This window comes from Martelella lutilitoris, assembly GCF_005924265.1.
GTDB classification, from domain to species: domain Bacteria; phylum Pseudomonadota; class Alphaproteobacteria; order Rhizobiales; family Rhizobiaceae; genus Martelella; species Martelella lutilitoris.
This window is the reverse complement of record NZ_VCLB01000002.1, coordinates 161301-187426: the sequence shown is the minus strand read 5'-3', so window position 1 is coordinate 187426 and position 26126 is coordinate 161301. Positions and strand designations below refer to the sequence as shown.

Here is a 26126-nt window from a genome sequence, read left to right as displayed (position 1 = left end):
AACGATATCACATATTTTTCGCTGGTCAACAAAGCTTCACACCAAATTTCACGCTCTATCTGCGATTTCTGCCTTAAAACTAGCCTTTTACGGGACTTCTCTTTGATGTATTGACTAAATTTAAGGCGCGTGCCAATGATGCGGACATGCAAACGTTACCAGATAAGTGATATGGCAGAACAAAGAGACACTATGACGCCCGTCGTCCTGGCGGTGGATATCGGGGCCACCAAGATCGCCGTCGGCCTCGTGCATGCCGATGGCGCAATCGCCTTTCAGTCTCGCGAGCGCTCGCCCGTCAGGGCGGAGCCGAGCCTGGCGCTGATCGAGCGGCTCGGCAGGGCAGCCGAGGCCCACGCCAGAAAGAACGGGCTCACCATAGAGGGAACGGGCATTGCCTGCGGCGGTCCGCTCGACCTCGAAAAAGGCCTGGTCCTGTCTCCGCCCAACCTGCCGGACTGGGATCGCATACCGCTGACAAAGCAGATGGAAACCAGCTTCGGCGCGAAGGCCTATCTGCAGAATGACGCGGCGGCGGGCGCAATCGCCACGGCGCTTTGGGACAATCCCGACGCGGTGAGGGACGTGACCTATATCACCGTCTCTTCGGGGATTGGCTGCGGCGTCATCACCGATGGCTTTCTTTATACCGGCCATACCGGCAACGGGTCGGAGCTCGGCCACATCCCGCTGATTTACGATGGCCGCGCCTGTAACTGCGGCCTGACGGGATGTTTTGAAGCCTATGTCTCGGGAACATCGATCGGCAAGCGCTACACCGAAGCCAAGGCCACGTGCATGGCGACGCCGCGGTCCTATTCCGCGCGCGACGTCGCCGAGGCGGCGCTTGCCGGCGACGAGGAGGCCCTTGCCTTCTGGCACAGTTCGATGGGCATGCTTGCCCGTGCGGTGCGCGCGGCCGCCGATCTGTTCGATCCCGCCCTGCTGGTGCTCGGCGGCGGCGTGACCGAGGCCGATGGAGAGCTCTTCGCGCCCGCGATGGCGCTCGTCGGCAGCAGCATGGCCGCCGGCGTCGGTCAACGCCTGACGGTGCGCAAGACGGGCTTCGGCCGCAATTCGGGCGTAGCCTCTGCGGCCTCCGTCGCATGGAACGAAATCGGCAGCGCCACGGGCGTCAAGGTGAGGATCAGAGAATGACGGCAAGCCTGGAAGAGGAGATGGCGGCCCATTTTGCCATGAACGCGGAAATGCGGGCTCGCCTTCCCGATATCATCGCCATCGCTGACGCAATCTGGCAGAGCGTATGTGCGGGCGGTTGCGTCTATGTGTTCGGCAATGGCGGTTCGGCCGCGGAAGCGTTGCATTTCAGCGGCGAGCTGATCGGCCGCTATAAATCCAACCGGCGCCCCCTGCCCGCGACCTGCCTCTCCGCCGATGTCTCGGCGCTCACCTGCATCGGCAACGACTTCTCCTTCGATGCCGTTTTCGCCCGTCAGGTCACGGCCCTTGCCGGACCGCGGGATATCGTCATTGCCTTTTCCACGAGCGGACGGTCGGAGAATATCCGCTCCGGGATTGCCGCCGCCTGGGCAAAAGGCGCCAAAACCGTTCTCTTCACCGGCCAGAACGGCGCCGAAATCGCGAAGGATTGCAGCCTCGCCTTCATTTCACCCCACACGATGACCGCCCGCATTCAGGAAATGCACCAGCTAGCCATGCACCTGATCTGCGCCCGTCTGGAAACACTCGTCGCGGAGAGCGAAAATGTCTGAGCAGAAATCGCGTTTTGCCACCATTCACATGGTCGGCCATGCCCATCTCGATCCCGTCTGGCTGTGGCGCTGGACGGAAGGCTATCAGGAGGCCCGCGCGACGCTTGCCGCAGCCGTCGCCCTCCTGGAGGAGTTCGAGGATTACGTCTTCACCTTCGAACAGGTCGCCGTCGTCGACTGGATCCGCGAGAGCGACCCAAAGCTTTTCTCCCGACTTCGCGACCTCATCATGTCCGGGCGCATCGCCATGGTTGGCGGCTGGTGGGTCGAGCCGGACTGCAATCTGCCGAACCTCGAATCCTTTGTGCGCCAGGGCCTGATCGGCCAGCGCTATCTGCTTGAGCATTTCGGCGGCATCGCCAATGTCGGCCTCAATGCCGACCCCTTCGGCCACTCCGCGGCCCTGCCGCAGGTGCTTGCCGGCCACCGGATCGCCTCCTACTGCTTCCTGCGCCCCGGCCCGCACGAAATCGACATGCCGCATACGCTTTTTGAATGGCAAGGGCTGGGCGGCGCCTCGGTTGCCGCCTACCGGATCCCGCATGAATACTGCACGACGGCGGAAAACGTCGACCGGCATATGGAATCCGCCATCAGCAAGATCGGCGCGGCGCTTGAGGACGAGGCCATGGTCTTCTATGGCGTCGGCAATCATGGCGGCGGCCCGACCCGGCGAAACCTGAAGAGCATCGAGGCGCTTGATGCAGACGGTCGGTTCGGAAGCCTGGCCATGTCCGGCCCCGACCGCTATTTCGAGGCGCGCCGGAAGAACGGCACGCCCATGCCGGTTCACGAGGGCGAGCTTCAGCGCCACGCCGCCGGGTGCTACGCGGCCTTTGGGAAGATCAAGCAGATGAATCTGAAGGCAGAAGCAGCCCTTCTGGAGGCGGAGCGCTATGCCACGCTTTCCGCGGCCACACAGGGGGTCCCGTACCCCCGCGAAAAGCTCGACGAGGCATGGAAGACGCTGCTCTTCAACCAGTTCCACGACATCCTGCCAGGAAGCTCGATCCTTCCCGCCTGCGAAGACGCGGTCCATGCTCTTGGCGGCGTGATCGCGACGGCAGACAGGGTCACCAACCGCGCCCTGCAGATCGCAGCCCGCGACATCGCCATACCGGCAGACGAGGAAACGCAGCCGCTCATCGTCTTCAACCCGCATCCGTTCGAAGCCGAGATCACGGCGGAACTGGAACTATCCTTCCTGCCGGGCAACTGGATTGTCAGCGCCGAGGATGGCGAGGAAACGCCCTGGCAGAAGATCAGGGCCGATGCGACCATCCGCGAGGAAGATATCTTCCGCGACCGCTATCGCGCCCGCATTGCCTTTCCCGTCAGGGTCCCGGCCTTGGGCCACAAGCTCTATCGCGTGCGTAGAACCGATGCGCCGCAAACCACGCCGCAAGTCCAGGCGCGCGCTCACGCGACCACCATCGAGAACGCGCATCTGCGGGTGACCATCAACCCGCAGACCGGCTGGCTTGACGAATTCGTCACTCTTGCCGACGGGCAGGATCTCGCCCCTGCCAAAGGCGCCATCCATACCGTCGTATCGGCCGATGGTTCCGACACCTGGGGACACCGGGTCGAGACCTATGTGGGCCAGGGCCGCCAGTTCGAAGTCGAGAGCATCCACATCGAGGATGCCGGCCCCGTTCGCGCCGCCGTCCGCGTCAATGCCCGCCTCGGACGCTCTCGCCTGAGCGAGCTCTTCGTGCTCGACAGCGACGCCCGATCGCTCGAAATCCGCACCGAGATCGACTGGCATGAAGAACTCCACCTTCTGAAACTGCGCTATCCGACGGCGATATCGGCCAGTACGGCGCGCTACCAGATGCAATATGGCTATGTGGAGCGGCCTGCGGACGGTCTCGAATATCCCGGCCAGCGATGGGTCAGCGTCGCCGGTTCGGATGGCAAGCGGATCAGCGTGATCAACAATGCCAAATACGCCTATGACTGCGTCGATGGCGATATCGGCATCACCGCCGCGAGAAGCCCTGTCTTTGCCTGGCACGATCCGCGCGAATTGCGCGACAGTGAGCATTATCACTATCAGGATCAGGGCCTGCAGCGCTTCAGAGTGCGGCTTTTGCCCCAGACGGGCGACGATATGGGCGAGGCAACCCGGCTTGCCGAAATGATGGTCATGCCGCCCCGCGTTATGATGGAAAGCTTCCATCCTGGCGACATGCCTGCAGCGCGCGGGCTGATTTCCGGCCTTGAAAAAACGCCCGGCCTGCGGCTGACGGCGCTGAAGCCCTGGGAAGACGATCCTGCGGCGACCGTGATGCGCTTCGTCAACGACACGTCCGGCCCGATTGCGGCCCGGCTTGAACTTGACTTTGCCGGCGGCCATCCGCTTTCGCTCGACCTCAAACCGTTCGAGATCCGCACGGTGGCGATCACGCCCTCAGGCAAGATCGTCACCCTCGATCTTCTCGAATTCGAGCCCGACCGCAAACTTCACCTCCTGTCCGAAGGTATCTGACCATGGCCCGCAAACCCGAAATCTGGCCGCCCCTCCTCACCCCGTTTCTGGAAAACGGAGAGGTCGACTTTGGGGCCATCCAGGGTCTTGTCGACTTCTATCTCGCGCGCGGCGTTTCCGGCCTGCTTGTGACTGGTCTCTCCGCCGAGCCGCTTTCGATGAACGATGTCGAGCGCGCCGAGATCGTCGCTGCTTCGGTCCGCGCCGTGGCGGGGCGCGTCCCCATCGCCGCTTCGGTGTTTCGCAAGGAAGGCGAAGCCTGGCCTGAGGCAATTGCGCGCCTAAGGGCGATCGGCGGCGTCGATTGCGCCGTGCTTTTGACCGGACACCTCGTCGAAGAGGGTGAAAGCGACGAGCGTTTTCTCCAATGTCTTGAGGCGATCATCGCCGATAGCAGCGGCGATCTCGGTCTCTACGAGGCGCCCCGTCCCTATAAGCGGCTGATCTCGGACAAGGCTCTTGCCTGTGCGGCTGAGAGCGGACGCTTCACCTTTTTGAAGGATACATGCTGCGATCTTGCGCGAATCAAGCGCCGGATCGACATTGTCAGCGGCAGCCGGCTGAAGCTGATGAACGCCGAGGTGGCAACATTTCGGGCCTCGTTCGAGGCCGGTGCAGACGGATTCTGCGGTCTCATGGCCAATGTCTTTCCGGACATGCTTGAGCGGGCGGCGAGCGAGGAGACCGACGCGCTCTCGCTGCTGCTGACGGCCGGTGATATGGCGCTGGAGCAGAGCTATCCCGGATCTGCCAAGGCCCTGCTCGGCGAAAACTATGGGGTCGGCCTGACCAGTTTCTCACGCGTTTTGGGGCGGCTGACGACGCGCAGCGACTGCACCGGTCTTTTCGCTCTTGATGAATACTTCAACAGATACCAGAAAACGCGTTAAAAGGGCATTTTTGATGAGGCACGTACTCCATGGCAGATAAGCGCGTCACGATCGGCGATATCGCGGAGGCGGTCGGTCTTTCGACATCGACCGTCTCGCGCGCGCTCAGCGGCAAGGGCTATGTCGCGGCAGACGTCAAGGCGCGCGTCGTCGCGGCGGCGCAGAAGATCGGCTATGTGCCCGACCTCAATGCCCGCAATCTCAGGCAGGGCTCCAGCACCCAGATCGGCCTCGTGGTCTCGAGCATTCTGGACCCTTTCTATGCCGAACTTGCCACCGGTTTTCAGGAGGTCGCGCGATCGGAGGGCTATGAGGTCATCCTGATCATCGACCGGGCCGATCCGAAGGAGCAGAGGGCGGCAGTGAAGTCGCTGATCGCCATGGGTGTTTCGGCAATCGCGATCACGCCGGTCTCCGCAGAAGCGGTGGCAAGCGTGCGCGATTTCGGCCGACCGATTCTTCAGATCGACCGTTCCGTCAAAGACGACAACTCGCTCGTCGCAGGTGACAACAGGGCCGGCGGCAAGATGGCAACGGAACATCTGATCGGCTTCGGCCACGAACGGATCGCCCTCCTCATCGACCACGACCAGTGGACGACAGGGCGCGCGCGCATCGAGGGCTGGCGCGAAGCCTTTACCGAGTGCGGCCTAGCCGTGCCGGAAGACCTCATTTTCAAGCTCGGCTCCTCGGATGCGGAAATCGCCTCCGGTCTTGACCGGTTCGTCGGCACGCTGAAATCAAAATCAATCACCGCAATCTTCTCGGCCAACAGCGTCGTCTCGCAGCGCCTTTACGTGGCGCTTGGCAAGCACGGTGTGCGCGTTCCAGACGATGTCTCGGTGGTCGCCTATGACGACGCGCTCTGGATGACGATGGTGACCCCGACCATCAGCGCCGTCAGCCAGCATGTCGAAGAAATGGGCCGCCATGCAGCGGAATTGCTCATCCGACAGATCGGCGCGGGCCGCAAGGGCCCTTGGCCCGTTCGTACCTTTGTTCAACCGAGCCTGATAGCGCGCTCCAGCGTGCTCGCTCTGAATAGCGGGTGATGATCGAGCCCCAGGCTCTGACACGGCAAAGACCGTGAGCGTCGATGCCGGCGAGCCGCAGGCGCCGAAGCACCGGCCGGCCGCTCATTCGTGCCAACCAAGGCGCTGGGAGATCACGCGCGCCTGATAGACGACGATCTTGGCCAGATCCGGAATTTCGTTTTCGGGAATCTGCCAGGCCGGGCCGTTGACGCTGATGCCGGCGAATACGCGGCCATTCTGATCGTGGATCGGAGCGCCGAGACATCGCAGTCCCGGTTGATGCTCCTCATTGTCCACGGCATAGCCCTTCTCGCGAATTTCGGCCAAGGCTCTGCGCAGATCATCGGGCTCTGTCATTGTCTGGTCGGTGTAGCGCGACAGGCCCGCCGAAATCACCCGTTCGACGGCGTCCTCCGTCTGAAATGCGAGGATCGCCTTGCCGATGCTCGTGCAATGCACCGGCGCGTTCTCGATCATGCCCGCTTTGGTATGGCTCTCGGTTCCGGAACCGACGCGATGGATGACCACAGCCTGCATCCCGTCGAAAACAGCCAGATGAACGGTCTGGCCGGTCATGTGCTGAAGAGATTCCATCATCGGCCGGGCTTCCCGGCGCACATCGAGATTGGCGAGCACGATATCGCCGAACTCGAACAGCCGGAGCCCCAGGCGATAGCTGTCACGCTCCCTGTCCTGATCCAGGAACCCGACCTCTCGCATGGAAGCCACAAGCCGGTGCGTCGTGCTCTTCGGAAACCCCGTCCGCTGACATATCGTCGCTAGCGACAATGCGCGGTCATTGACCGAAAAGCACTCCAGGATGCGCACCACCTTCGACAGCGACTTCAATCCCTCATCGCCTTTGGTTTTCATCCGTGTTGTCTGATCGTCATTCATGATTACCCCCAACAGCGTTCCGTGGATCCGTTTGCCATAATAAGGAATTTCGTCCTGTTATACGGAATGCCTAAATCGTTTCAGATTCGAGTTAGGCTCTGAAATAAATTCACCGAAAGACACCATAAACGATCTTTGCCACTCCGTAAATCCCGATATTCGGAACAGTATTCTTTTTTTTGGGACTCATGTTGACAGATCTGACCTCTGGTGAGAGTATCAATTCGCGGTACAGCATTCCGCTATGCGGTATTGCGTCAGGGAGGTCAGATCTGACGTGCAGCACAATTGCGATGTGGCGGGGCCGTTTCCGAGTGGAAGGGCGCAGGCTTCGCTGCCCGCGTCAAACAAAGAGGATTCTGGACCGCAGGGCCTTGTCGGCTCTTTTCGGAACCCAAAAGGAAGATTGGGAGGAGAATTCAATGAATATTCTGAAGACGCTTCTGGCGACGACCGTGGTGGTCGTCGGCGGCATTTCGGCAGCGTGCGCCGAATACCCGGAACGGCCGATCACGCTGATCGTGCCCTGGGGCGCGGGCGGCGGAACGGATGCCACCGGCCGGATTCTGGCAACGCTGATGGAAGAAGAACTGGGCCAGCCGATCAACGTCGTCAACCGCACCGGGGGCGGCAGCGTCATCGGCCACAAGGCGATCGCCGATGCCGATCCCGACGGTTACACGCTGGGCATTATCACCACGGAATTGTCGATGTTCCATTGGCTCGGCACATCCGACCTGACCTACAAGGATTTCACCCCTCTCGGCCTTTATAACGCCGACCCGTCCGCCGTGGTCGTCAGAACCGACGGCCCGTTCGACAGCATGGACGCGCTTACAGCGGCGATCGAGGAAAATGCCGCGGCGATCCGGGCGGGCGGCGCCAATCAGGGCGGCGTCAATCACCTGGCCTATGTCACGCTGGTGAACGAGCTTGACGGCGACAGGGCATTCTGGGTACCGACCGAAGGCGCCGCTCCTGGCCTGCAATTGCTGGCATCCGGAGCGATCGATGTCGGCGTCGTCCAGCTTCCCGAGGCTCAGGGATTGATCGATGCCGGCGAGCTCAAGGCGCTGACAATCCTCGGCACCGAGCGCGATCCGGCACACCCGAACCTGCCGACAATCAAGGAAAGCACGGGGATCGACTTTCCGATCAATGGCTGGCGTGGCCTCGGCGGGCCAAGCGACCTCCCCGGCGATGTCAGCGCCACGCTGATTGAGGTCATGGCCGATGTCGTCAGCAGCCCCGCATTCGCTGACCTGATGGCCAAACGCTCCTACGGCGTCGTGTGGGAAGGCGGCGACGCCTTCGTCGACTACCTCGCCCAGCGTGACGAGGCCTTCGGCAAGGCCATGAACGCCGCCGGTCTCGTCAAGGACTGACGGACCGGACCGGTCGCCGAAGGCACTCCATTCCACAACTGAAACTCGTTCTTTTCGGCCGTATCCCGGCCGGAGTGCCTTCGGCCGTCTGCTCGCGACACCAATGGAAAGGAGTGAGGCCATGAATGCCCCCTCACCAAGAGACGACAATGCAGATCGCATCGCCACCGGCGTTCCGGACACCGTCCTCGGATTGCTTTTCATGATCGGCGGCGTGGTTCTGGCTGTCACCGGAACGCGTATGGAAGGGCTCGGCGGCATGACGATCGGCGGGGGCACCCTACCCATCATCATCGGTTGCGCCTTCGTTCTGGCGGGCGGCATCCTGGCATTTCAGGGACGCGTGGAAATCGCGATGCTGCGTCGTCATGCGGCCGTGCTGTTCAAACGCGAGGATTTCACCTGGTTTCCGGTCACCGTGCTGGTGAGCCTTGGCCTCTATACCCTGCTTCTGGAATCCGTCGGCTTCCTGCCGCTTACCTTTCTGTTCATCCTGCTGATGATCCGCATCGGCGGCGGCGGCCTGGTACGCGGCAGCCTCTATGCAGCATTTCTGACGGTGTTCATCTACGTCCTCTTCGTCAACGGACTTCGCGTTCCGTTGCCGGTCGGCATTCTCGGGTGAGGAGAAACGGCCATGCATGTCTTTCTCGAAGCAATCGAACTTGTCATCACGCCCTATACATTACTGGTGATCTGCGCCGCGGCCACTTTCGGCCTTTTCGTCGGGGCCATTCCCGGCCTCACCGCGACGATGGCGACGGCCCTGCTTGTACCTTTCTCGTTCTACATGGATCCGGTTCCCGCCATCGCGGCCATCGTGGCCTGCACCACGATGGCCATCATTGCAGGCGACATTCCCGGAGCGTTGATGCGCATTCCCGGCACCCCGGCATCCGCAGCCTATGTCGACGAGGCCTATGCCATGACCAAAGCCGGCCGGCCGGCAAAGGCGCTGGGCATTTCCGTCTGCTCGTCATCGGTTGGCGGTATGATCGGCTTTGTCGCCCTGCTCTTCATCGCGCCGGCCCTCGGCAAGATCGCACTGCAGTTTTCGAGTTTCGAATATTTCTGGCTGGCGATGCTGGGGCTGTCATGCGCGGCGCTGATCAGTTCGGGAAGCAAGGTCAAGGGAACGCTTTCGCTGCTTCTCGGCCTGTTCATCGCGACCGTCGGCCTCGACCCGCTGACGGCCACGCCCCGCTTTTCCTTCGGCTGGACGGAACTGATGGGCGGCATCAGCTTCATACCGGCCATGATCGGCATGTTCGCCCTGTCCGAAATCCTCCGGCACAAGGCCGGCGAGCCCGGCAAACGCGAACCGGTCATGAAGATCGGCAACCCGCTTGCCGGTATGGTGGGCACGCTTTGGCGTCATAAATTCAATGTACTGCGCGGCAGCGCGTTCGGCACGGTGATCGGCGCTCTGCCCGGCGCCGGCGGCGATCTCGGCGCCTGGATTTCCTATGCCATCTCGAAGAAATTCTCGAAAACGCCGGAAAAATTCGGGACCGGACATTCCGAAGGACTGGTGGAGGCCTCCGCGACCAACAATGCCGCGCTGAGTTCGGCGTGGATCCCGGCCATGGTCTTCGGCATTCCCGGCGATGCTGTCACGGCCATTGCCGTGGGCGTCCTGGTGATGAAGGGCATGAATCCCGGCCCGACAATCTTCATCAACAATCCCCAGAACTTCTACGCGGTCATGATCGTCTTTGCGCTGGCGAACCTGCTGATCATCCCCCTCGGATGGCTTGCCGTACGTTTTTCGCGCTCGATCTTCCGCCTGTCGCGCACCTATCTCAACGCCTCCATTCTCGCCTTCTGCATCGTCGGCTCCTACGCGGTCAACAATTCGGTCTTTGGCGTCGGCGTGATGCTGGCCATGGGCGTGGTCGCCTTCATTCTCGAGAGCAAGGGGTTCCCGATCGCTCCGATCATCCTCGGCATCGTGATCGGGCCGCTCGTCGAGAAGAACTTTCTCACATCGATGATCATCGCCGACGGAAACTTTCTGGGCTTCTTCGAACGCCCGATCGCCGCCGGACTGGGCCTCTTCACGATCGCCATCTGGGTGCTGCCCTTGATCATCAGAGGGGTCCGCCAAACCCGCAAGCTTGCCGGCGCGACCGGCGGGATCGCCAATACCGACCGGGGCCCGCAGTAAGGCGCGAGGAACCGGCGACTCGAAAGGAAAGGAGATGACGGAAAAGCAATATCGACGACACCCCCGTACCGGGACAACCATCGTTTGGAAAACTCCAGAAAGAGACTGAAATGTATAACAAGGACACTTACGGCCGCGTTCTCATCCCGCTCGTCACCCCTTACGGCGAGGACCAGAGCGTCGATCACGGCAAACTCGCGGCCCTCGCAACCCATCTGGTCGACAACGGCTTTGCCGACTCGCTCATCCTGTCAGGCACCACCGGCGAGTTTCACACTCAGACATTCGCCGAACGGGTCGCCATTCTCGAAACAGTCAAAAAGGCAGTGGACGGCCGCGTTCCGCTGATCGCCGGCGTCGGCTGCACCTCGACGATCGAGACGATCGCGCTTGGCAATGAAGCAAAGAAGCTGGGTTTCGAGACGGTCATGGTCGTGGCGCCTTACTACACCAAGCCGGCGCAGCAGGAGATCCACAACCACTTCGTCAAGGTTTCCGAAGCGCTTCCGGACCTCAACATCATGCTCTACAACATTCCGATCTTCACCGGCGTCAACATTGACCCCGCTACGGTCGGAAAGCTTGCATCGCTTGACAATATCGTGGCCATCAAGGAGGAGGCAGAACTCAATCCCAAGCAAATGACCGCTTTCCTCAACGCCACGCCGGAAGACTTCATCGTCTATAATGGCGACGACACCATGGTTCTCGAAGCCTTCACACAAGGCGGCGAAAAACGGATCGGCGGCGTGGTGTCGGGCGCGTCCCACGTGGTCGGCGACTATATCCGCAAGATGATCGACACTTTTCTGGCAGGCAATATTGCCGAGGCCGCGGCGATGCAGCGCAAGCTCTATCCGTTGCTGAAGGTCATGGGAATCAACGGTCGCACGAACCCCGTAAGCCTCTGGAAGGACGCTCTGCGCCTGACTGGAACGGATGCGGGCGTGCCGCGTCTGCCCCTGACCCCCGGCACGCCAGAAGAAGTCGAAGCTGTTCGAAAAGCCCTTTCCGACTTCGGCATCCTCTGACGCAACCACCGGGAGAGGACGCTGGCGGGCGTCCTCTTCTGGAGCCCCAAACGTTTCGACCAAGCGCGCTTGATAGCCACAGGACCACAGACAATGAAAAAAGGTACATCATTCCACGGGATCATTCCACCCGTCGTCTCGACCTTCACCAAAGACGAAGCGATCGACGCGGCCCTTTATCGCCGAGAGGTCCGCTACCTGCTGGATGCGGGCGTCCATGGCATTTCGCCCGGCGGAAGCACCGGCGAGGGCGCGGCGCTGACGAATGCCGAGCTGGTGCAGATGATCGAGATCATCCAATCGGAAAACCGGAAGGGTGTTCCCATTGTCGCCGGCGTCGCCCGCTGCTCCACCGCTGCGGCGATCGAAACCGCCATGGCGGCCAAGACGGCCGGCGCGGATGCGCTTATGGTCACGCCGACGTTCTACAATGTCCTGGTGCCGGACGCTGCCGGAAACAAGCGCTTTTACGGCGCAATTTCCGAGGCGGTCGGCCTGCCGATCATCATCTACAACGTCGTGCCGCAAAACGAGATCTCGTCCGAACTCTTTTCCGAGCTGCTCGACATCGAACACGTGATCGGCGTCAAGCAGAGCGTCGGCGGCGTCATGGCGATGTATGACATGCGGGTCGCCTGCAGCGATCGCGGCATGGTTTATGCCGCAACCGACGAAATGCTCCATTCCTGTTTCGCGCTCGGCGCCGACGGCGCGATCTCTGCCATTCTGGCACTTTTCCCCCGGCTTTCGGTGCGCATGTGGGACCTGACGCGGGCCGGAAAACACGACGAGGCGCTCAAGATTCAAAACCGCCTCTATCCTCTCTGGAAGATCGTACGCGGACCGCAATTTCCCGCCCGCATGAAGGCGGCAGCCCGGCTTCTCGGGCGCGACTGCGGATTCTCGAAAAGCCCGATGTCCGACGTGCCGGAAGAACTGGTCGACCGGATGGCGGCAATTCTGAAAGGCGTGAAAGACGAATAGATGCAGGAGATATTGCATGAAGCGTCGATGACAGGGGTAGCCGCAAATCAGCCGATGAACCTGTGACAGCGGGAAATTTGATTTCGAGGCGGCAGCGCGAGCGAGGTAACTGGCGTGCCGCCCTTGATCTCCAGCTGCGCAGGCTCGCAGAATGTGCGCGCCGCATCGGGCCGGATCCGCAACCATCGAACGGTCCTTCTTCTGCTATTGCCACCTTCTTTTCTCATCTTGGGCGGGAAAGTCTCTACAATTCGCGGGGCTATTCACTTTAGGGCGTCCAGAAATTGACGCCCTCTATAACCTTCAGATTCCAAAGCCCTTTTTACGGCTTCCGAAGATTCACCATGCGCGGGGCCGAGGGTTGTCTGGAACGTTCAGGAGCTAACGGGGACCGGTGCGGGGACACGACCGCATGATTTGCGAGAATTGGAGTTTCGAGCACATGCCCTTGAGGGGGATATTCAGGGAGAACGAAAGCGCCCCCTAAGTCATTATTTATATTGAAAAAATAAAAGATAGGTGGTGCCCCTTGCCGGAATCGAACCAGCACTCCTTTCGGAACCTGATTTTGAGTCAGGCGCGTCTACCAGTTCCGCCAAAGGGGCCCTCCGGTCGACTTGGCGACCGGGTTGGGGCGAAATATACGGGGTACGGCCGTTGCGTCAACCGGGATTTTGATCCCGATCATGCGAAAAGGCGGCTTCACGCCGTAGTGAAGAATGGACAAGCGGCGCAGGATTTACCATCCTCCGGCAATATTCTAAATCCTTGTCGCCAATTCTTTCCGGATCATCACATGTTGCGCCGCCTTTATAACTGGACACTCTCCCTTGCCGCGACGCGCCACGCCGAACGCGCGCTGTTTGCCGTTTCTTTTGCCGAAAGTTCGTTCTTTCCCATCCCGCCGGATGTGCTGATGATCCCGATGGTGATCGCCAAGCCGCTGAAATGGGTGCGTATCGCGCTCATCTGCACGCTCGCCTCGATCCTCGGCGCGATCGGCGGTTACCTGATCGGCATGTTCCTGTTCGAGGCCGTCGGCCAGCCGATCCTCGCCTTTTACGGCAAGGAGCACTCCTTCGAGCAGATCGCCGAGTGGTACAATACCTGGGGCGGCTGGGGGGTTCTCTTTGCCGCCATTACCCCCTTCCCCTACAAGGTGCTGACGATCTTCTCCGGCGCGACGGGGCTCAATTTCGGCATCTTCCTCCTGGTGAGCGTCATCGGTCGCTCGTTCCGCTTCTTCCTGATCGCCTTTCTGCTCAACCGCTACGGCGTGCCGATCCGCGATTTCATCGAGAAATATCTTGGCATTCTCTTCACCGTTTTCGTCGTGCTGCTGTTCGGCGGATTCTACCTCGTCAAATATGTCTTTTAGGTCCATCCCATGCTCCCCCGCTTCATCACAGACAATCGTCTCGTCATCAGCCTCGCTCTGGTGACGCTCGGCATGGCCGTCTCGGTACTTTCGGCCCTCGGCTTCGAGCATATCGGCGGTTACATTCCCTGCCATCTCTGCCTTTTGGAGCGCAAACCCTATTACATCGGCGTGCCCGTCGGCATTGTCGGGCTGCTTGCCATCCGCTTCGGCTTCATACCGCGCCTTATCGGCAGGCTGGCGCTCCTCGTCATCGCCGGGCTGATGATCTGGGGCATGATCATGGGCATCTACCATTCCGGCGTCGAATGGCACTGGTGGGCGGGTCCGACGGATTGTTCGGGTTCGCTTTCCGGCATGACGACGGATGCCAACTCGCTTCTCGCCGACCTCGATCGGGTCACCGGTCCGAAATGCGACGAGGCAGCGCTGCGCGTGCTGGGCCTCTCCTTCGCCGGCTGGAACGTCGTCGTCAGCATCATCATCGCGGCGATCGCGCTCTGGGGCGCCGGCACGCCGAAGAAGTAGGATCATGGCAGAACACCGGGCACACTTTTCGCGCCCGGGCCCCTTGATCCTCACCCCGCTATAGCTTCTACATTCCTCTCAATCTCAAACGCGGAGGCGAAGCATGTCGGGGCATCATCACGATCACAGCCATGGCGGGCACGGTCACGGCGGGCACGGTCATGGCGGGCACGGGCATTCCCACGCGCCCAAGAGCTTCGGCCGCGCCTTTGCCATCGGCATTTCCCTCAACATCATCTATGTGGCGCTGGAGGCGGTGTTCGGCATCATCACCGGCTCGCTGGCGCTTCTGGCCGATGCCGGACACAACCTCTCTGACGTTCTGGGCCTCGTGCTGGCCTGGGGCGCGATCTGGCTTGCGGCCAAACCGCCGGGCGGCATTCGCACCTATGGCTTCAAGCGCGCGCCGATCCTGGCGTCGCTCGCCAATGCCATCATCCTGATTGTCGCCGTCGGCGCCATAAGCTGGGAGGCGATCGGCCGGTTCTTCACGCCCGAGCCGATCGAGACCGGCACGGTGATCTGGGTCGCGGCGGCCGGCGTGCTGGTCAATGGCTTCACCGCCTTCCTGTTTGCCTCAGGCAGCAAATCGGACATCAACATTCGCGGCGCCTATCTTCACATGGCCGCGGATGCCGGCGTCACCGTCGGCGTCATCATCGCGGCCATCGTCATCAGCTTCACTGGCTGGGATTGGATCGACCCGGCCGTCAGCCTCGTCATCGGCATTGTCATTCTGGTCGGCACCTGGGGCCTGTTGCGCGATTCGACCCGGCTTGCCATGGACGCAGTGCCCGCCGGCATCGACATCGAAAAAGTCCGCGCGCATCTGGAAGAGGCCGATGGCGTCGACGAAGTCCACGACCTTCATATCTGGGCGCTCAGCACCACCGAAACGGCGCTGACGGCGCATATCGTCTGCGCCGAGGGCTATCACCGCTCCCTGCTCGCCTCGCTTCCAGAAGAACTGCACGAGGATTTCGAGATCGGCCACACCACACTGCAGATCGAAACCGCAGACACGGCCGAGAAATGCAGGCTGCGCCCCTCGGACGTGGTGTGAGGCACGGGGAGCGCCGCACCTTCGCGTCGGGGAGCCAGGCCGGCATCAAGGAGCAGGCTTTGCCAGCCCGCCATGCCATTGGCGGCGGGTTCGACGGTATCGTCGTCATGCCCGCGATATTCGCGAATGACAGCCAGTCAGCGCCGAGGATCGAAATGAGCAATGCCCCCGACCTTTCCGACCCGCCGTCCTCGCTGGACATGACGGCCCTCATGGTGCCGCTCAATACCCAGGAGATTTATTGCAGGAACGGCTGATACCATGCGTTCTCGTCAACTTCCCAAAGCCGCCGCTTCATGAAACCGGGGCATCGTCCATGCCGCCGATCCGGGTCAGAAGCGCCACGCCGGTCCTGATGCCCTTGATGAAAAGGTCGATCTTCAGATTCTCGTTCGGCGCGTGGTTCGCCTCGTCGGCATTGGCATAGGGCACGACGAAGGCCGGCGTCTTCAGGATCTTGGTGAAGACGTAATCGGGCAGGCTTCCGCCGACGGTCGGGTAGAGCAGAGGCGCCTCACCGCGTGCATCGATGATCGCCTGTTCGATGGTTGCGGCAAACGGGTTGTCCATCGGCGTCTTCGACGGCAGCATGCCGTTTCTCGGGATGAATTCGACATCGGGCGCGTGGCGCTCCACATGCGCCTTCACCTTCTCGAAGACGTAATCCGGCGTCAGCGGTTCGACGAGACGGATATCGCATTTCGCGATCGCCTCGCATGGCAGCACCGTTTTGGTCCCTTCGCCGCCATAGCCGCCGTGAAAACCGTTGATCGTCAGCGTCGGGTGGAACATCAGCCGGTCGTAATAGGCGCGGTCGGCGGGCGCGTCCAGTTCTTCGATACCGAGATCGGCCTTGATCGCCTCAAGGTCGAGCGGCAGTTTGCTGACGGCCTCGCGTTCCATATTGGTCGGCGGAATGACGGGTTCGTTCAGGCCTTCAATCGTGATTTCGCCGGCCTCGTTCTTCATCGTTGACAAGAGGTGCACGAGCTTCCAGATCGCGTTCGGCATGACGCCGCCGAAATTGCCGGAATGGGCATCACGCCTTGCCGTGCGGCAATGAAGCTCGAAGGAAGCAACGCCGCGCACGCCGAAGGTAATGATCGGTCGGCCGCTCTCATGCAGCGGGCCGTCGGAGGTGATCACCAGATCGGCCTTTAGCTCGTCGGCGTGCTCGGCGACGAACTCGGCGATATGCGGCGAGCCGATCTCCTCCTCGCCCTCCAGCAGGAAGAGCACGTTGCAGGGCAGTTCGCCCGCTGTTTCCAGAAGGGTTTCGATCGCCATCAACTGGGCGAAGTGCTGGCCCTTGTTGTCGCCAATGCCGCGGGCATAGATGCGGCCGTCGCGGATGGTCGGTTCAAAGGGCGGGCTCTTCCATTCCGAAAGCGGTTCCGGCGGCTGTACATCGTAATGGCCGTAGAGCAGCACGGTCGGTTTGCCCGGCTTCTTCTCCCACCGGCCAAGCACCATCGGATGGTTTTTCGTCGCGATGGTCTCCGCCTCAAACCCCATGGCTGTCAGCTTGTCGACCAGAATGCCGGCGACCTCGCGGATCCCCTTGTTCTGGGCGCTGATCGAGGGATGGCTGACATACTCCATCACCCGTGCGATGAAATCATCCGCATGGGCATCGATATGGGCGAAGGCGGTTTCAAGTCCGGTTGCGGTCATGGCTTCAGCCCTCCTCACGGTTCAGGATCACGGCACCCGAGGCATCGACGCGACCGCTCCAGCCGGGTTTGACGACGGTGGTGGTATCGAGTTGGGTGAGGATTGCCGGCCCGGCGAATGACGCGCCCGCGCCAAGCGTCGCCCGGTCGATGACGGGAACGGTTTGGGTGCCGGTTTCAAAATGCAAGGGAACGGTGTCATACGGCGTGATCGCGCCGTGCTGCGGTGGCAGAGCGGCGATTTCGGGCGCATCGACCCGGCCCTTCGCCTCGATCCTGAGCGTCACCAGTTCGATCGCCGCGTCAAGGGTGAAGCCGTAAAGCGCCTGATGGGCCTCGGCGAAACGCGCTTCAACCGCTGCGGCATCATCAGCCCAGGAGACGGCGAGCTCTCCACCCTGGCCGTGATAGCGCAACAGCGCGACCGGTTGTTTTTCACGCGCTTCAAGCGACACGCCTTCCTCGTCGAACCATTGATCGGCCTGTTCGGCGAGCCCGGCGAGTATCGCCCCGGCGCTTTCCACATCGATCGTGCCTGCTTTTGGCATGGTTCGGCTGAACTCGGCCTTGAGGTCGGCGGCCAGAAGACCGTCGGCGCATAACACGCCGGGGGCGGCCGGGATCATAACCTGGCGAATGCCCAGGAGTTCGGCCAGTGCGCACCCATGCAGCGGCCCCGCGCCGCCGAAGGGCACCAGGGTGAAATCGCGCGGATCATGGCCGCGTTCGACGGAGACCACCCGCACGGCGCCGACCATGTGGCTGTCGACAATGGCGAGAATGCCGCGTGCCGCCGCCTCTCGTCCCAGCTTCAGGGGCTTGGCGACGGCAGTGTCGATCACGCCAAGAGCGGCCTCGACATCGAGCGCCATGCGCCCGCCAAGCAGTTTTGCCGGCAGATGGCCGAGCGCGACATGGGCATCGGTCACAGTCGCTTCGCCGCCGCCATTTCCGTAGGCGGCAGGTCCGGGCATGGCGCCGGCGCTTTGCGGGCCGACCGTCAGCGTGCCATCGGCAACCTTGGCGATCGAACCGCCGCCCGCGCCGATCGTCACCATGTCGACCATGGGAAGCGGCAGCGGCCATTCACCGATGCGCCCATGCTGGGTGAGCCCGATCTCGCCATCCTTGATCAGGCAGATATCGGCGCTGGTGCCGCCGATATCGACGGTGATGATATCCTTGATGCCGCAGGCCGATGCCGCAGCCCGCGCCCCGACCACGCCGGCAGCCGGTCCCGAAAGCGCCGTAAGCGCAGGCGCCTTGCGAATGGCGGCAGCACCGGCAACCCCGCCGTTCGATTGCATAAGCAGCAGCGGCGCATCGACCTTCTCGTCGGCAAGGCGCTGTTCCAGTCTTTCGACATAGGACGTCACGCCCGGCATGACCGTGGCGTTCAGCACCGTGGTCAGCGAGCGCTCGAATTCGCGCACGACCGGCAGAACATCCGTGGAGCAGGTGATCGCATGGTCCGGCAGCTCTTCGGCGAGGATGGCGACAACGCGTTCTTCATGGGCGGCATTGGCAAAGGCATGCAGCAGGCAGACGCCGACGGAAGTCACATCCATGGCGCGGATCGCGACCGCCGCCTTGCGCACGCTTGCCTCGTCGAGCGCCTCGAGAACCGCGCCGCCGGGCCCAATGCGCCCGTCGATCTCGATGATGCGGGCAGCGGGAACGGGGCGCTCCGGTTTGACCCAATTGTAGAGGTTGGCCTTGCGCGGAATATCCTGCCGGCCGATTTCCAGCACATGGCGGAAGCCGCGCGTCGTGATCAGTGCGGTTCTGGCGCCCTTGTCCTCAAGGATCATGTTGGTGGCAACGGTCGTTCCGTGCAGCACTTGCGACAGTCGCGAAGCCTCAAGGCCGGCATCGCCAAGGGCGAGACGGATGCCGTTGAGAAAGGCTTCCGAGGGGTCCGCCGGGATGCTCGGCGTCTTGGCGCGCCACACCTTGCCGCTTGCCCGGTCCAGAAGCGAGATATCGGTGAAGGTTCCGCCGATATCGACGGCGATCGAAAGGGCGGTTTCAGGCGAGGACATCGACATACTCCTGGCGATGGAAGGCTTTGGTCTCGGGGCGGTTTTCGCGCAGTGCCGCCGTTGCGGCGCGGTCGACAATGCTGTCACGGATGACGACGCCGTAGAGTCGTTCTGCCGCTTCAGTGCTGACAAAGCCGCCGAGCACATCGGCCAGCACCTTGTCCGCCGCCCGGTCGAAGGGATGGCCGTAACCGCCGCCGCCGCCCGTTTCCATACGCAGGATGTCGCCCTTGACCAGCCGGTTGCCGTCCGAAAGCGGTTTCAATATCTTTTCGTTGGCGAGTCCGGGATTGACGGTGACGCGGCCGCTGCCGCCGCCCATGCCGCCGTGAATGCCCCAGGGCGGGTTCTTGACGCTGTCGATCCGGACAGCCAGCATCATGTCCTCGGCGAGGATCTCATATTCGCGGACGATCCCGCAGCCGCCGCGATATTTGCCCGCGCCGCCGGAGTTCTCGACGATCCCGTAGCGCCTGAGCCGCACCGGATAGCCAACCTCGAGAAATTCGACGGGATAATTCTCCTGGGCGACGAAATAGACCGCATCGATGCCGTCGGCATTCGGCCGCGCGCCATAGCCGACGCCGATGCCGTCGGCGAGCAGGAAGCGCTTCAGCCGGCCGTCGTCCTCATCGCGGAAATTGCCGCGCATGATGGTGATCACGTAAGCCGAATTGGCGGCGGGCGCCTTGCCGCCTGCGACATTCACGAGGCCGTTGATTGCCGAGAGCACACGCATCGTCGTCAGACCGCGCATGCCGAGCGGTGCGGGAAATGTCGGCTTCAGCAACGATCCCTCGCGCAGTCTCACCTCGTCAATCGCGTTCGGGCCGCCGGCATTGCAGACCTGCGCCGGGTCGCCGCCGAGATAGAACAGGCCAAGCGCCATGCCGGGCACCCCCCGGTTCATCAAGAAATTGACCGGACCGGGAGCTTGATCGTCTGTGGCCGTGGCATCGAAGATGAAGCGGTCGTCGCCGTCCTCGGCCTCTTCCCGCGTCAGAGAAAAGCGGATCTTGAACGGACCGTTGCCATGCCCGTCGGTGTCGATCGCATCGGTGAAGGAATAGGTGCCATAGTCGAAGGTCTCGGCCAATTTCTCACGCACCAGCTTGCGGGTGCGCACGAGAAGCTGGGAGAGCGCGTCGGCGAGCACATCCGCGCCGAAACGATCGACGATCTCGCCGATGCGGCGCACGCCGAGGTCAACGCTCGCCATCAGCGCCCGCATATCGCCGATGCTCTGGTCGGGGAAACGCGAATTGCGGTGGAAGATTTCAAGCGCGGTCTCGTTGGTGACGCCGGCCGAAATCAGCTTCGTCGGCGGCACGATGATGCCTTCCTGGAAGATCTCCGTGGCATCCGGGCTGATCGAGCCCGGGTGGATGCCGCCGATATCGGCGAAATGCGCCCAGCTCATCACGAAAGCGCAAAGCCTGCCGTCATTGAAGACGGGCGCCAGCAGAACCTGGTCATTGGAATGGGAGACCGCGCCGCGCGAGCCGTAGCAGTCATTATACCAGTAAAGATCGCCGGGCTGCATGGTTTCGGCCGGGAACTTCTCCAGCACGGGCGTGGTCATATCGCCGAAGATCGGAACCATGGAACCGACAGCCATCACGCCGTCTGCATCGAACAGCGCGGTATAGAAATCCTTCTTCTCGCGAATGAAGGCGGAAATCGCGGTGCGCTCAAGCAGCGCTTCCATCTCTGCCTGCGCGGCAGCCACCGCGCCGCGGATGATCTCGAGCGTTACCGGGTCGCAGAGCGGCGGGACGCCGTCGCTTTTTTTGTTCACTGTGTCTGACATTTTATGACCTTCATTCTGAAACTGACCGCCGCCGCCCGTTCAGGCCGGATCGCCGGGAAAGACCACGACATTGCCAAGCCCGCCCGCTTCGACGCGTTCATGGGCAAGGGCGATGTCGGAAAGGGGAAAGGTTGCACCGATGGCGACGTGCAGCCTGCCGGAGCCGGCAAGCGCATCTATCCTGGTTTCGCCGGAGCGGCGGGCGTCCTCGGGTATGGCAAAGCCCTGGATGAAGCGCAGATTGGCGCCGATGGAGGCAAAGGCGTAGTAGGAGAGAACCGGCTCCGGATTGCTGCTTGAGGAATAGGCGGCGATCGTTCCGTTGGGCTTCAGCACGGCGGCGGCGAGCGCGGCATTGGCGGCGAAATCGACCTCGATGATCCGGTCGACGCCGGCGCCTTCCGTCAGATCCAGAATGCGAGCCGCCACATCCTCTTGCCTGCGGTTTACGGTGATCTCCGCCCCCGCATCCTTCGCGTGACGGGCGGACGCATCATTGCCGACAGTCCCGATCACGCGCGCTCCATCGAGGGCCGCCAATTGCACGGCGAAATGACCGACCGCGCCGGCTGCGCCACTGACAAGCACGGTCTTGCCGTCAACGCCGCCATCGGCAAAGACGGCGCGGTGGGCCGTCATGGCGGGCACGCCGAGGCAGGCGCCTTCGGCAAAGGTCAGATGATCGGAGAGCCGCACCGCCTGACGCGCATCGATAGCAATCAGCTCCGCAGCGGTTCCATAGGCGCGGCCCCTTTCCCGGTAGCCGCCCTGGGCATTCCAGAGCCAGACGCGCTCGCCGATGCGGCCGGCATCGGCGCCCGGGCCGACGGCGATAATCTCGCCCGCACCATCGGTGTGGGGAATGATCAAGGGGTGATCCATGCCCACGCCGCGCCATCCCGCGCGGCGCTTGACATCCGCCGGATTGATGCCGGAGGCCCGGACGGCCACCAGCACCTCGCCGGGACCGGGGACGGGATCCGTCAAATCGCCGAATTTCAGGACGGCCCGCGCGGGGCCGGTCTTTTCGTACCAGGCAGTCTTCATCAACCCGCCTCCCCGTCATAGAGGTGGCAGGCGACAAGGCGTGTGCCGACAGTCTGCGGCTTCGGGGCGTCCGAAGCGCAGCGCGCAAAGGCCTTCGGGCACCGGTCGCGAAAAACGCAACCGGACGGCGGATTGCGCGGATCCGGCGCGCCGCGTCCGATCGGCAGCGGTTCATGGCTCTGGTCCGGGTGGGGCACAGGAACCGCGGAGACGAGCGCCTTTGTGTAAGGGTGCAGCGGTTCGCGCACGATATCCTCGGTCGGCCCGTCTTCCATGATCCGGCCGAGATACATGACGATGGTGCGCTCGCAAACATAACGCACCAGCGCCAGATCGTGGCTGATATAGATCGCCGTCAGCCCCAGCCGGTCGCGGACGTCGCGGAAGACGTTGAGCACGCCGGCGCGCACCGAGACATCGAGCATGGAGACCGGTTCGTCGGCGACGACGAATTCCGGTTCCAGGATCAGCGCCCGCGCCATCACCACACGCTGCAATTGCCCGCCGGAAAGCTGGTGCGGATAGCGGTCGAGAAACTGTTTGGGATCGGGCAGCTTTACCAGTTCGAGTGCCGCAATGATCTTCGCCTCGCGGTCCTTCCTGGGAATTCCGGCATTTTCCAGCGGCTCGGCGAGCGCCGCGCGGATGGAAAAGCGCGGATTGACCGCATCGAAGGGGTTCTGGAAGATCAGCTGCGCCTGCGCACGGAATTTTTTCAGCCGCAGCCGGCCCATTCCGGAAAGGTCATAGCCCTCGAAATTGATGTTTCCGCCGGTCACGTCCTCCAGTTTGAGGAGAAGCCGGCCCATGGAGCTTTTACCGCAGCCGCTTTCACCCAGAAGCCCGATGCTTTCGCCCCGACGAATATCGAAACTGACACCGTCGACGGCCTTCACGACCGAGGAATGGCCCCGCATGACCGACAGCGCGCTGCCGACCCTGTAATGCAGCTTCGCCTCGAAGACCGAGACTAGGACGTCGCTCTTTTTGCCCGACATCATCACAGGCCCACCCCCCAGGTTTCGGTCTTCGCTGCTTCGACCCGAAGCCTCCCGGCCTCGCCGGCGCGGTGGCATGCCACCTGGTGGACCGCGTCTAGCGCGACGAGCGGCGGTTCGGACGCGCAGATGTCGAGGGCGAAGGGACAGCGCTCGGCGAAACGACAACCCTGCGGCGGGTCGGCGAGGCTCGGCGGCGCGCCCTCGATCGGCGTCAGTTCGCCGGTCTCAGCCCCCGTCAGGTCGGGAAAGGCGTTCTTGAGGCCCATCGTATAGGGATGCGATGGCTGGGTGAGCGTCGCCCTGGTGGTCCCGGCCTCGGCCACCTTGCCGGCATACATCACCACGGTGCGGTCGCAGATATAGGCGACGACCGAGATGTCGTGGGTGACCAGAATGACGGACAGGCCGAGCCGTTGCTGCAGTTCCTTCAACTGGTCGAGGATTTGCCGCTGGACGATGACGTCGAGCGCCGTCACCGGCTCGTCGGCGATCACCAGTTTCGGATCGAGCGCCAGAGCGAGGGCTATGGCGACGCGCTGGCGCATGCCGCCTGAAAACTGATGCGGAAAATCCGACAGCCGACCGGGATCGATGCCGACCATGTCGAAAAGCTCTTCCGAACGGCGGCGGGCATCCCTGCGTCCCATGCCGCCGCGCTTTCGCAAGACTTCGGCAAGCTGGTATTCGACCGTATAGACCGGATCGAGCGAGTTCATGGCGCTTTGCGGCACGAAGGCGATATCGCGCCAGCGCAGCGCGTTCATCCGCCGTTCGGGCAATTTTGCGAGGTCCTGCCCGGCAAACATGATCCGGCCTCCCGAAATCGATGCGTTGTCGGCCATGACCCGGGTCAGCGCCCGCGCAGCGGTGGTCTTGCCGCAGCCGGATTCCCCGACAAGGCCGGTGATCGAGCCCTCGGGCACCTCGAAGCTTGCACCGTCCACGGCATGAACGAGGCCGCCGGGGACCTTGTAGGATACGGTGAGGTTCTCAACGGAAAGAAGCGGTTCGCTCATCGGCTCAACTTCGGAAACAGGAGGTTTTCATAGCCGCGCGTGACGAAGAAGCCCGCGCTGACGACCAGGATGATGCAGAGGCCCGGGGGGATGAACCAGTAATAGGCCTGCTTTGCGAGCGCCTGGCTGGCAAAGGCATCCTGCAGCATGTAGCCCCAGCTGATCGAGTTCGGATCGCCGAAGCCGAGAAAGCTGATGGAGGCTTCCGTCAGGATCGCCCAGCCGATCGCGATCGATCCGTAAAGGAAGGAGAGCGGCAACACATTGGGCGCAACATGACGGGCGATGATCTTGAGGCTGGAAGAGCCGGAAATCCGTGCCGCCTCGACATAGCCGCGCGTTCTCAGCGTCAGCACCTGGCTGCGGATGACGCGCGCGGTATCGCGCCAGAGCACCAGCGCCATGGCGATCACCACATTCCAGATCGAGGGTTCGAGGAAGGCGGCGATGACAATGACGAAGGGCAGGAAGGGAATGCCGAAGGCGATATCGGCAAGCCGCATCAGGATCGTGTCGACCCAGCCGCCGAAATAGCCGGCGAGAATGCCGACGAGCGAGCCGATCAGCACCACCATGAAGGCGGCCGTCAGCCCAATCACCAGCGCCGAACGGCTGCCATAGACAAGCTGGGAGAAGATATCGCGGCCAAGGCTCGTGGTACCGAGAATGAAGCCGTCCTGTCCCGGCCGGAGATCGGCGGCGAGATCGTAGGACGCTGAATAGAGGATCTCGTTCGGATCATGGGTAGCGATATCGGGCGCGAAAATCGCCGCCAGGATGAAGACAACATAGATGAGGACGCCGGCGATGGCGAAGGGATCGCGCACCGGGAATTTCAGGGCGCGGGCGAAGCGGCCAAACCCGCCGGAAAGGGAGGAGGCAATCTCACGCATGGCCGACCCTCGGGTCAAGCAGGGCATAGAGCAGGTCGGCGATCATGTTCATCAGGATCACCACCACCGCGATCAGCAGGAAGGCGCCCTGCGCCAGCGGATAGTCGGAGGCCGAGACCGCGCGCACCAGTTCGCGGCCAAGTCCCGGCCAGGAAAACACGGTCTCGACCACGACATTGCCCTGAAGCTGGTAACCGACGGCGATCGCAAACGAGGTCATGATCGGTAACAGCGCATTGCGGGCGGCATGGCGCACGACGACGGTCCAGCTCGAAAGCCCCTTGATGCGCGCCATGGTGACGAAATCCTCCTTCATCACGTCCAGCATGTTGGAGCGCATCAGGAGCAGCGGCAGGCCCTGGCTGTAGATGGCCAGCGTCAGCGCCGGCAACGCAAGATGAGCGAGGAAGTCGCGCGAGGTATAGAGCGCGAAATAGCCGTCATAGCTTTCGCCGGCCGTACGCGTGCCGCCTGCCGGAAACCAGCCGAGCCAGAAGGAGAAGACGGCAAGCAGCACCATGCCGAGCCAGAATTCCGGCATGGCGCGAGTGGTGAGAACCGCCGGAATGGCCGCCTGCTCGACCCAGTTGCCGCGCTTCCAGGCAAGGTAGGCGCCTGCCAGAATGCCGAAGGCATAGGCAACGATCAGCGAGGTGAAGGTGAGGATCAGCGTGTTCGGCAGAAGCGGAAAGATGATGTCGGCCACCGGCTTGCGATAGGTGAAGCTCTCACCGAGATTGCCCTGCAAAAGATTGCCGATATAGATCAGATATTGCTGCCACAAGGGCTTGTCGAGCCCAAAGGAGGCCATCAGGATTTCCTGCTGCTCCAGGGTGAAATTCGGATCGATATAGGCCGCCATCGGGTTGCCCGGCATCAGCCGGAACATCAGGAACAGTATGGTGACCACGGTCCACAGGACCAGCAGCATCTGCAGCACGCGGCTGCCGATCGGCTTTAAAGTTGACATGAAGCGCCGTCCTCTTCCTGCTGCGTTCTCAGGTCAATCGCAATCAGGCATGAAGGTCGAAAAGGGGGCGGCAGGCAAGCGCCCGCCGCCTTT

At 62.3% G+C, this 26126-nt stretch carries 23 protein-coding genes and 1 tRNA gene; 14 read left to right on the top strand and 10 right to left on the bottom strand.

Annotated features, from left to right (window positions below; all coding sequences use genetic code 11):
* The first annotated feature begins 192 nt into the window (after positions 1-192).
* The 5 genes from FF124_RS03695 to FF124_RS03675 are packed head-to-tail and all read left to right on the top strand — an operon-like array spanning position 193 to position 6166.
* The gene (locus FF124_RS03695; protein WP_187326797.1) at positions 193-1158 is read left to right on the top strand and encodes an ROK family protein; all 966 of its coding nucleotides are present in this window, start codon (positions 193-195) and stop codon (positions 1156-1158) included.
* Positions 1155-1733 (top strand): D-sedoheptulose-7-phosphate isomerase, encoded by a 579-nt coding sequence (locus FF124_RS03690; protein ID WP_187326796.1) that lies wholly within the window; start codon positions 1155-1157, stop codon positions 1731-1733. The genes FF124_RS03695 and FF124_RS03690 overlap by 4 nt, the downstream gene beginning before the upstream one ends.
* Positions 1726-4224, top strand: coding sequence for an alpha-mannosidase (locus FF124_RS03685; protein ID WP_138747142.1), 2499 nt, complete (start codon positions 1726-1728; stop codon positions 4222-4224). The genes FF124_RS03690 and FF124_RS03685 overlap by 8 nt, the downstream gene beginning before the upstream one ends.
* Before the next feature lie 2 nt (positions 4225-4226).
* Complete coding sequence (locus FF124_RS03680; RefSeq protein WP_138747141.1) at positions 4227-5114, top strand: dihydrodipicolinate synthase family protein; 888 nt, start codon at positions 4227-4229, stop codon at positions 5112-5114.
* Positions 5115-5143: 29 nt separating this feature from the next.
* Positions 5144-6166: a LacI family DNA-binding transcriptional regulator gene (locus tag FF124_RS03675; protein ID WP_138747140.1), complete on the top strand. Its 1023-nt coding sequence runs from the start codon at positions 5144-5146 to the stop codon at positions 6164-6166.
* A gap of 84 nt (positions 6167-6250) precedes the next feature.
* On the opposite strand, the gene FF124_RS03670 is transcribed toward FF124_RS03675, so the two are convergent.
* A complete protein-coding gene (locus FF124_RS03670; RefSeq protein ID WP_138747139.1) occupies positions 6251-7045 on the bottom strand; it encodes an IclR family transcriptional regulator in 795 nt (264 codons plus the stop codon).
* A 422-nt stretch (positions 7046-7467) separates the two neighbouring features.
* On the opposite strand from FF124_RS03670, the gene FF124_RS03665 reads away from it, so the two are divergent.
* From FF124_RS03665 to FF124_RS03645, 5 genes are all read left to right on the top strand, one after another.
* A complete protein-coding gene (locus tag FF124_RS03665; protein WP_187326795.1) occupies positions 7468-8430 on the top strand; it encodes a tripartite tricarboxylate transporter substrate binding protein in 963 nt (320 codons plus the stop codon).
* A gap of 121 nt (positions 8431-8551) precedes the next feature.
* On the top strand, positions 8552-9055 hold the full coding sequence (locus FF124_RS03660; RefSeq protein WP_187326794.1) for a tripartite tricarboxylate transporter TctB family protein: 504 nt from the start codon (positions 8552-8554) through the stop codon (positions 9053-9055).
* A 12-nt stretch (positions 9056-9067) separates the two neighbouring features.
* Entirely contained in the window at positions 9068-10597 is a 1530-nt protein-coding gene (locus tag FF124_RS03655; protein ID WP_138747136.1) for a tripartite tricarboxylate transporter permease, read from the top strand.
* A gap of 110 nt (positions 10598-10707) precedes the next feature.
* A complete protein-coding gene (gene dapA / locus FF124_RS03650; RefSeq protein ID WP_138747135.1) occupies positions 10708-11628 on the top strand; it encodes a 4-hydroxy-tetrahydrodipicolinate synthase in 921 nt (306 codons plus the stop codon).
* Between the two features lie 93 nt (positions 11629-11721).
* Positions 11722-12612 (top strand): dihydrodipicolinate synthase family protein, encoded by an 891-nt coding sequence (locus tag FF124_RS03645; protein ID WP_138747134.1) that lies wholly within the window; start codon positions 11722-11724, stop codon positions 12610-12612.
* Positions 12613-13132: 520 nt separating this feature from the next.
* Here the strand turns inward: FF124_RS03645 and FF124_RS03640 are convergent.
* A tRNA-Leu gene (locus FF124_RS03640) sits at positions 13133-13217 on the bottom strand.
* 191 nt (positions 13218-13408) lie between these two features.
* On the opposite strand from FF124_RS03640, the gene FF124_RS03635 reads away from it, so the two are divergent.
* From FF124_RS03635 to FF124_RS03620, 4 genes are all read left to right on the top strand, one after another.
* Positions 13409-13990: a YqaA family protein gene (locus FF124_RS03635; protein WP_138747133.1), complete on the top strand. Its 582-nt coding sequence runs from the start codon at positions 13409-13411 to the stop codon at positions 13988-13990.
* A 9-nt stretch (positions 13991-13999) separates the two neighbouring features.
* A complete protein-coding gene (locus FF124_RS03630) occupies positions 14000-14518 on the top strand; it encodes a disulfide bond formation protein B (RefSeq protein ID WP_138747132.1) in 519 nt (172 codons plus the stop codon).
* A gap of 103 nt (positions 14519-14621) precedes the next feature.
* The gene (locus FF124_RS03625) at positions 14622-15581 is read left to right on the top strand and encodes a cation diffusion facilitator family transporter (RefSeq protein ID WP_138747131.1); all 960 of its coding nucleotides are present in this window, start codon (positions 14622-14624) and stop codon (positions 15579-15581) included.
* Positions 15582-15640: 59 nt separating this feature from the next.
* On the top strand, positions 15641-15838 hold the full coding sequence (locus FF124_RS03620; RefSeq protein WP_138747130.1) for a hypothetical protein: 198 nt from the start codon (positions 15641-15643) through the stop codon (positions 15836-15838).
* A gap of 37 nt (positions 15839-15875) precedes the next feature.
* On the opposite strand, the gene FF124_RS03615 is transcribed toward FF124_RS03620, so the two are convergent.
* The 8 genes from FF124_RS03615 to FF124_RS03580 are packed head-to-tail and all read right to left on the bottom strand — an operon-like array spanning position 15876 to position 26033.
* On the bottom strand, positions 15876-17255 hold the full coding sequence (locus FF124_RS03615; protein ID WP_138747129.1) for a M20/M25/M40 family metallo-hydrolase: 1380 nt from the start codon (positions 17253-17255) through the stop codon (positions 15876-15878).
* 4 nt (positions 17256-17259) lie between these two features.
* Positions 17260-19296, bottom strand: coding sequence for a hydantoinase/oxoprolinase family protein (locus tag FF124_RS03610; RefSeq protein ID WP_210237428.1), 2037 nt, complete (start codon positions 19294-19296; stop codon positions 17260-17262).
* Positions 19283-21106, bottom strand: a complete 1824-nt coding sequence (locus FF124_RS03605) for a hydantoinase B/oxoprolinase family protein (RefSeq protein ID WP_138747127.1) — start codon at positions 21104-21106, stop codon at positions 19283-19285. The genes FF124_RS03610 and FF124_RS03605 overlap by 14 nt, the downstream gene beginning before the upstream one ends.
* A 39-nt stretch (positions 21107-21145) precedes the next feature.
* Entirely contained in the window at positions 21146-22153 is a 1008-nt protein-coding gene (locus FF124_RS03600) for an NADPH:quinone reductase (RefSeq protein ID WP_138747126.1), read from the bottom strand.
* Positions 22153-23154, bottom strand: a complete 1002-nt coding sequence (locus FF124_RS03595) for an ABC transporter ATP-binding protein (protein WP_246072166.1) — start codon at positions 23152-23154, stop codon at positions 22153-22155. Before FF124_RS03595 ends, FF124_RS03600 begins: the two co-directional genes overlap by 1 nt.
* On the bottom strand, positions 23154-24170 hold the full coding sequence (locus tag FF124_RS03590; protein ID WP_138747124.1) for an ABC transporter ATP-binding protein: 1017 nt from the start codon (positions 24168-24170) through the stop codon (positions 23154-23156). Before FF124_RS03590 ends, FF124_RS03595 begins: the two co-directional genes overlap by 1 nt.
* Complete coding sequence (locus FF124_RS03585) at positions 24167-25063, bottom strand: ABC transporter permease (RefSeq protein ID WP_187326793.1); 897 nt, start codon at positions 25061-25063, stop codon at positions 24167-24169. The genes FF124_RS03590 and FF124_RS03585 overlap by 4 nt, the downstream gene beginning before the upstream one ends.
* Entirely contained in the window at positions 25056-26033 is a 978-nt protein-coding gene (locus FF124_RS03580; RefSeq protein ID WP_138747122.1) for an ABC transporter permease, read from the bottom strand. The genes FF124_RS03585 and FF124_RS03580 overlap by 8 nt, the downstream gene beginning before the upstream one ends.
* Between the last annotated feature and the right edge of the window lie 93 nt (positions 26034-26126).

Coding starts and splice junctions, on each gene's coding strand:
- FF124_RS03695 (WP_187326797.1), top strand. CDS start 193: ATGACGCCCGTCGTCCTGGCGGTGGATATCGGGGCCACCAAGATCGCC.
- FF124_RS03590 (WP_138747124.1), bottom strand. CDS start 24,170: ATGAGCGAACCGCTTCTTTCCGTTGAGAACCTCACCGTATCCTACAAG.
- FF124_RS03605 (WP_138747127.1), bottom strand. CDS start 21,106: ATGTCAGACACAGTGAACAAAAAAAGCGACGGCGTCCCGCCGCTCTGC.
- FF124_RS03685 (WP_138747142.1), top strand. CDS start 1,726: ATGTCTGAGCAGAAATCGCGTTTTGCCACCATTCACATGGTCGGCCAT.
- FF124_RS03665 (WP_187326795.1), top strand. CDS start 7,468: ATGAATATTCTGAAGACGCTTCTGGCGACGACCGTGGTGGTCGTCGGC.
- FF124_RS03595 (WP_246072166.1), bottom strand. CDS start 23,154: ATGATGTCGGGCAAAAAGAGCGACGTCCTAGTCTCGGTCTTCGAGGCG.
- FF124_RS03680 (WP_138747141.1), top strand. CDS start 4,227: ATGGCCCGCAAACCCGAAATCTGGCCGCCCCTCCTCACCCCGTTTCTG.
- FF124_RS03625 (WP_138747131.1), top strand. CDS start 14,622: ATGTCGGGGCATCATCACGATCACAGCCATGGCGGGCACGGTCACGGC.
- FF124_RS03660 (WP_187326794.1), top strand. CDS start 8,552: ATGAATGCCCCCTCACCAAGAGACGACAATGCAGATCGCATCGCCACC.
- FF124_RS03630 (WP_138747132.1), top strand. CDS start 14,000: ATGCTCCCCCGCTTCATCACAGACAATCGTCTCGTCATCAGCCTCGCT.
- FF124_RS03615 (WP_138747129.1), bottom strand. CDS start 17,255: ATGACCGCAACCGGACTTGAAACCGCCTTCGCCCATATCGATGCCCAT.
- FF124_RS03600 (WP_138747126.1), bottom strand. CDS start 22,153: ATGAAGACTGCCTGGTACGAAAAGACCGGCCCCGCGCGGGCCGTCCTG.
- FF124_RS03610 (WP_210237428.1), bottom strand. CDS start 19,296: ATGTCCTCGCCTGAAACCGCCCTTTCGATCGCCGTCGATATCGGCGGA.
- FF124_RS03580 (WP_138747122.1), bottom strand. CDS start 26,033: ATGTCAACTTTAAAGCCGATCGGCAGCCGCGTGCTGCAGATGCTGCTG.
- FF124_RS03645 (WP_138747134.1), top strand. CDS start 11,722: ATGAAAAAAGGTACATCATTCCACGGGATCATTCCACCCGTCGTCTCG.
- dapA (WP_138747135.1), top strand. CDS start 10,708: ATGTATAACAAGGACACTTACGGCCGCGTTCTCATCCCGCTCGTCACC.
- FF124_RS03670 (WP_138747139.1), bottom strand. CDS start 7,045: ATGAATGACGATCAGACAACACGGATGAAAACCAAAGGCGATGAGGGA.
- FF124_RS03690 (WP_187326796.1), top strand. CDS start 1,155: ATGACGGCAAGCCTGGAAGAGGAGATGGCGGCCCATTTTGCCATGAAC.
- FF124_RS03675 (WP_138747140.1), top strand. CDS start 5,144: ATGGCAGATAAGCGCGTCACGATCGGCGATATCGCGGAGGCGGTCGGT.
- FF124_RS03635 (WP_138747133.1), top strand. CDS start 13,409: ATGTTGCGCCGCCTTTATAACTGGACACTCTCCCTTGCCGCGACGCGC.
- FF124_RS03585 (WP_187326793.1), bottom strand. CDS start 25,063: ATGCGTGAGATTGCCTCCTCCCTTTCCGGCGGGTTTGGCCGCTTCGCC.
- FF124_RS03655 (WP_138747136.1), top strand. CDS start 9,068: ATGCATGTCTTTCTCGAAGCAATCGAACTTGTCATCACGCCCTATACA.